Origin of the sequence: Dictyobacter arantiisoli (assembly GCF_008326305.1) — a bacterium.
GTDB lineage: Bacteria > Chloroflexota > Ktedonobacteria > Ktedonobacterales > Ktedonobacteraceae > Dictyobacter > Dictyobacter arantiisoli.
This window is the reverse complement of record NZ_BIXY01000163.1, coordinates 1-5,855: the sequence shown is the minus strand read 5'-3', so window position 1 is coordinate 5,855 and position 5,855 is coordinate 1. Positions and strand designations below refer to the sequence as shown.

Below are 5,855 nucleotides of genomic sequence, written 5' to 3'. Positions count from 1 at the left end.
CAGATACACAGAGATATCCAGATCAAGTAAATATTGAACGAGCGCTTTATGGTAATGTCCAGTCATTTCGAGCAAAACAAAGCATTGCTCTAGGGGGACGTACGATTGAATACGATCAACCAGATCACGAAATCCCTGGCGGGATTGTTCAAAAGCGAGCACTGGACATCCTTCAAAGCGCTCGTGACGAGTCAAGAGAGTACGAGAGACAAAGCCTGCGACATGTTGATATTTCCCCACATCGATGCCAACATACAAGGACTCTTTCGCAAGCATGGGAATAGCAGTGAGATTGGTACAAGATTTCGCTGTTTTTGGCATGATGCTCTCCTTTCTTGCGAACAGTCATGCAGTTTTCGATAGGAGTTTGTTCGTACGAAAATCAGCCTGACACTGCGAGCAAGCTGGAACGCGGGCGATGCCACCCTTGACAGAGTTGGCGTGCAGCGCTCTGACGCCGAGAGCGACCGGGTTCTGCATTGATGAGCACATATCTTCCTCGGTCGCTCTCGCTCAACAAGTCTGGCCGACTCTGTCAAGGGTCTGGCCTGGCGGCATCGCTTACTCCGCGCTCCAGTTTGCATGAGCGAGCGTTTCAATACCCCACCGAGCCTCAAGTTCTCAGGATGCTTGATGAGCCTTCGGCTCCCTTTTGTCTCGAAAATCACGCAAATGGTTGAGGGGCGAGAAGCTGTGGAGGTGTTGCTGCCCAAACACACACTAGAAGTCTGGACATGCCTTCAGATTCTCATGAAGCTTCCTGAGCACCTCCCCCAATCAGCTTACAAGAGTAAACTCCAGTCACCAGGAAGGGTTCTTCAACTTCCCGCCAGGAGTAGCTAATTCCTGGTTGCCCCTCACCACCATACTAATTGTAGAAATCAAGTTACCGTGTGTGTCACCAGGGGCAGAGTAGCGGGCAATACAAGCATCCTCGTCCTCCCTCTATCTTTCTCTCTCTTGGAGAAGTTCCGTTATTTTTGCGCCTCTTCGCGTTGCAGTGCTGCCTCACGAAACGCTCGTGCCATCGCCTCAAGTTTCCCTTCTTCCCTCACTGGTTCTTCCTTTGAAGTCTGCTCAGGCATTGAGGGCTTGCAATGAGTCAGATCAACCAGGATGCCATAGACCATCTGCATGGCACATTCTGGATGGTAGGTCGTATGGTTTTCCTGGACGAAGACAATCGGTGGCGAGGTGATGGACTTGTGGCAATAGGCACAGGACGTTTGCCCAATACTGCCACGCTGGTGTGTGCCAAATGATCGGTTAAAGTCTCTCCAACCTGTGATGAACATGTCATTTTCCCTTTTTCTGTTCTGTAATCGGCAACTCTCGATTACAGAACACACACTGCGCCCCCCCAAGTGATACATAGGAAAATGTCCTTTTGAAATACAAGCGATATATATCCCATGAGAAAATGGAAGACATATTTTTGGAATTGGTGCATTAATAGCAATATTTGAAGCATTACAAAAGAATAAATACTATCTTCTCTACAATGCTGTTTTACTTGCGAGAGAGAACAAAATGGTTTATACTGCTCTCAATAAAGAGGGGCACGAACTGATTGTCGGGTTCGCTACAGGAGGAGGATGTTCAATGGAAGACGAGGATTACAGCAACAACACGCAATTACCACGCCATACCTCTCCGTTTGATACCATTCGACAGGTCGACGAACGGGGACAGGAATATTGGAGCGCACGAAATCTAAGTTACGTGGAATTCAGCTCATCCTTCCACCGGAGTCGCCCAAACGGTCCCCAAATCTCCTTCTGACGCACGTGTGTTCGCGCCTACGGTACGTGTGCCTGTCCACCGTCTGCCGCAGCCCGCACCGCGTCCCCAACTCCCGATGCGGGTTACGTCCTCACAGACCAGGCGAAGTCAAGGCCGCGCAGGTGGGGGGGGGGGAGGCGGAGAGGGCGCGCTTGCTTGGCCTTGACTCGCCTGGTAGTCTTGAAGACCCGCACGGGAGGCAGCCTCAAACAAAACATCCTCAAGTTTGCTAGCAATGTGCCGATACAGAGCAATGAGAGCATTGTTTTGTTGATGAGGCTACTTGCATGAACGACGTTCGCTGGGAGCGCTATCCACGCGTGTCTCAAACTGCTTTTGTACGCTCGTGGTTACAAATTCAGGCCCACTTAGGGTTGGCGCCCAATACCATTGATGCCTACGGACGAGCACTGGAAGATTACCTCAACTTTTGCCACCATCATCAGGTGGTAGCTGAAGCTGCGACCAAAGAATCTGTTGCTCTTTATGTTCATGACTTGACCTCACGCCCAAACCCCAAAGGGAAAAAGATGCGCGCCCTTGATTCTGGCGTCGGGCTCGCCAACGCCACCTTGCAACAACGGATCGTGCCCATTCGACTGCTCTACGATTACCTGATCGAGGAAGGGATCAGAAGTGACAATCCTGTTGGCAGAGGTCGCTACACGCCCGGCAAGAGCTTTGGCGGGATGAGAGATAGAGGACTCATCCCGAGGTATCACAAATTGCCCTGGATACCCAACGATGATCAATGGCAAGCCGTCTTGCAAGTCGCCAGAGAGGAGCCGCTGCGCAATCGTCTCATGCTCGCAATGGCCTACGACGCAGCATTACGGCGAGAGGAGTTGTGTTCACTCACAACGACAGATATTGACCCGGCTCATCGGTTGCTCCATATCCGAGCTGAAACGACCAAAAACCTCATGGATCGTACGGTTCCCTACTCAGAGGCCACTGGTGTTCTGTACGCAGCCTACCTTCGTGAACGGCGCGCGCTCAGTCGTGAGCGTGGTCCACTCTTCCTCTCTGAGTCCCACCACAACTATGCAAAACCGCTTTCGATCTGGATCTGGTCCAAAGTCATTGAAGGGATAGCAGAACGCTCTGGCGTACATCAGTTCAGCACGCATACCCTTCGTCATTTATGCTTAACAGATCTTGCTCGCACAGGATGGGATCTCCATGAAATCGCGGCTTTTGCAGGACATCGCAGTATGGAAAGCACCATGATCTACATCCATCTGAGTGGACGTGATCTGGCGGCCAAGCTTGAAAAAGGAATGGCCTCCATTCATGCCTGGAGAGTGAAGGTGATGCAGGAGATCTTTTCATGACGAGCTTGTCCCACCAGGCTGCATCTTACGCCTCCGGATGGCAGTGGCCGATCCATCTTACCGCCTATGATCGTACGCCACAACTCAGCGAGGCTGAGATCCAGGAGCTGGAAGCCATCACCCATCATCCAAAGGCTGATTACCTGGTCTGTTGCAAACGGGTTCGTCAGGTTCTAGATCGCCTCGTGCGTCCTCTCAATGATGCCCTGGATGTGACCAATGCTTCCGTGGATGCTCGCGGCCTCGTCGTCCACAAATTGCTCTGCGAGATGTTAGCCCGGCGTACCTCTTTCTGGATATGGACCGTCGATGACTGGATTCAAATACTCGGAGACTGCTCTCAAGCCTACTACCAGAAGTGCAAAGGGCACAATGGGGCACGTCAGCACTTCATTGCTGTGACCTATCTTCTTGAATGTGTCACCGATCTGAATATTTTCGGATACGTCCATCATACCTTACTTGCAGTCAAGATCTTTGGCAAGAAAACAATCGATGCTGCGGTGCAGCAGGTTTGTGATGAACTCCTCAAATGGGGATGTGGAGAAGATCGCATCAAACAGATGATGCCCAACGCTCTGTGTGAAGCGTTTCTGCTCAATCACAGTCCTCGCCTGGAAGATCTGACAACGGAAGTTCTTGAGCAGGTACGTCAAGCCCGTCTTCCTTCGTACATCAAAGAGAACATCAGGAAACTCTCTCGTGTCCTGGTCAGCCTGGGGTATATTAACCAGCCTCTGGCTTCCCTTCCTAACCCGAAAAGAGAACGGACAAAACAGCAAACCCTCACTGGCATTGACTCAGAATGGGTCAATTGGTGTCTGCGTTGGTTCAATACAACAACGATAGCACCAAGAAGTCGAAAAAGCTACTACTACATCTTGTTGAAGGCAGGCCGCTGGCTCGCTAAAGTTCATCCAGAAATCGTTTCTCCTGCCCAGTGGACGCGCGAACTGGCAGCAGAGTGGGTTGCAGCAGTTGATCATGCGAAGTGTGGAGATTGGGCATCAGAGGGGATACCTCCGGCGAAAGCAAAAAGCGGAAAACCATTGACAGCGCGAGCCAAACAGAGGAATATCCAATGTGTCGGGGCATTCTTTCGCGAATGTCAGGAATGGAACTGGATACCTCGCCGCTTTGACCCACGCCGTGCTTTTGCTACTCCCAGAGCCATACGTGCTATCATCCGCCCCAATCCTCGCGTCATTTCAGATGATATCTGGGCAAAATTGTTGTGGGCCGGGTTAAATATCAACGCAGATGATCTTCCCTACTTTGGATACCAAGCTGATCCAACTAAACTCGTCACGTGGTATCCAGTTGAAATGATCCGTGTGGTCGCAGTGGTTTGGTTGTTTGCTGGGTTACGTCTTGATGAAATCCGCCGACTGCGAGTAGGATGTGTACGATGGCAAAGGGAAGATGTTCTCATTCCAGGTACAGAGGATACCCTTCCCAAAGATGCCGTGTGCTGGCTTGATATCCCAGTCAACAAAACCAGTGGTGCCTTTACCAAGCCTGTAGATCGTCTTGTGGGGGAGGCGATCACGATCTGGGAGCGGATTCGCCCACCTCAGCCAGCAGTCATCGACCCTAAAACAGGGGATACCGTCCAATATCTTTTTGCTTACCGAGGGCATGGTCTCGGCAAGCAATATATCAATGTAACCCTCATCAATGTAACCCTCATCCCAATGCTTTGCAACAAAGCTGGTCTTCCTCGCACTGATGCACGTGGCAACATTACCAGTCATCGTGCTCGCTCAACGATTGCAACACAGCTCTGCAATGCAAAAGAGCCAATGACGTTGTTAGAGCTGAAAGACTGGCTAGGGCACCTTTGGCCCTCTTCAACCATCCACTATCTGCTTCAGTCACCAACAAAATTAGCCAAATCCTATTCAGATGCAGGGTACTTTGGAAGAAACCTCCGTGCGGTAGAAGTGCTCATTGACCAGGATACCGTGAAAAGTGGTGCGGTCGCAGCTGGCGAACCCTGGCGTTTTTACGATCTTGGGCATGGATATTGTAGCTATGAATTTTTTGATCAGTGTCCCCACCGTATGGCCTGTGCGAAATGTACCTTCTATCTTCCAAAAGGCTCAAGCCAGGCGCAAGTCCTAGAAGCAAAAGCGAACTTACTGCGGATGAAACAGGAAATTCCTCTTTCTCAAGATGAGATAGCTGCCGTTGACGATGGTCTAGAAGCCTTAGAGAAGAAGCTTGTGGACATGCCAACTCCTGCTGGGCCGACTCCACGGCAACTTGGTGCTAGTGATCCAGGTAAAACGTTCATCCCTATCCAGACAGTCGAGGCAAAACGATCATCCACAAAGAAGAAAGAGGAAACACATGAGAAAGCGAGTTCGTGAAGGGATACTCATTCGAGATGAAAACAAACGGTATTGTTTACACGAGTTGGGTGTTCCATTGGAGCGAGCACTCACCTTCACCTCTGGATATTCTGCGGAAATCTGGCTCAACCGCGAGTGGATTGCAGGATGCATTGAAGGTGACGGACAAGATTACTGGTTTTTTGTTGAGGGAGGTAGGCGTTTCCTTTTGCCAGAACATATGAAGGCACGATACACAGAACTCCACTAAGAAACAGCCACTTGTTTATGCTAGTCAGCAAGCTACCCATTTGTTACACTTGAAACTACCCACACGAGTGGTCCTCTGCAAAACCTGTTAAGGTTTCAAGCTACCCACTTGTTAAGCATGCTGACCAGCCACAAA

The 5,855-nt window shown here is 50.5% G+C and carries 5 protein-coding genes; 3 read left to right on the top strand and 2 right to left on the bottom strand.

Annotated elements, in window-relative coordinates:
* Positions 1-321: IS110 family transposase (locus F1593_RS27070; protein WP_149404671.1), on the bottom strand; the 321-nt coding region annotated here is incomplete at its 3' end.
* 653 nt (positions 322-974) lie between these two features.
* The gene (locus tag F1593_RS27065) at positions 975-1,295 is read right to left on the bottom strand and encodes a hypothetical protein (RefSeq protein ID WP_149404670.1); all 321 of its coding nucleotides are present in this window, start codon (positions 1,293-1,295) and stop codon (positions 975-977) included.
* A 774-nt stretch (positions 1,296-2,069) separates the two neighbouring features.
* Between F1593_RS27065 and F1593_RS27055 the strand changes: the two genes are divergently transcribed.
* The 3 genes from F1593_RS27055 to F1593_RS30050 are packed head-to-tail and all read left to right on the top strand — an operon-like array spanning position 2,070 to position 5,720.
* Positions 2,070-3,116, top strand: coding sequence for a tyrosine-type recombinase/integrase (locus tag F1593_RS27055; RefSeq protein ID WP_149404668.1), 1,047 nt, complete (start codon positions 2,070-2,072; stop codon positions 3,114-3,116).
* Positions 3,113-5,488 (top strand): tyrosine-type recombinase/integrase, encoded by a 2,376-nt coding sequence (locus F1593_RS27050; protein WP_149404667.1) that lies wholly within the window; start codon positions 3,113-3,115, stop codon positions 5,486-5,488. Before F1593_RS27055 ends, F1593_RS27050 begins: the two co-directional genes overlap by 4 nt.
* Positions 5,469-5,720 (top strand): DUF5348 domain-containing protein, encoded by a 252-nt coding sequence (locus tag F1593_RS30050; RefSeq protein ID WP_149404666.1) that lies wholly within the window; start codon positions 5,469-5,471, stop codon positions 5,718-5,720. The genes F1593_RS27050 and F1593_RS30050 overlap by 20 nt, the downstream gene beginning before the upstream one ends.
* Positions 5,721-5,855 lie beyond the last annotated feature (135 nt).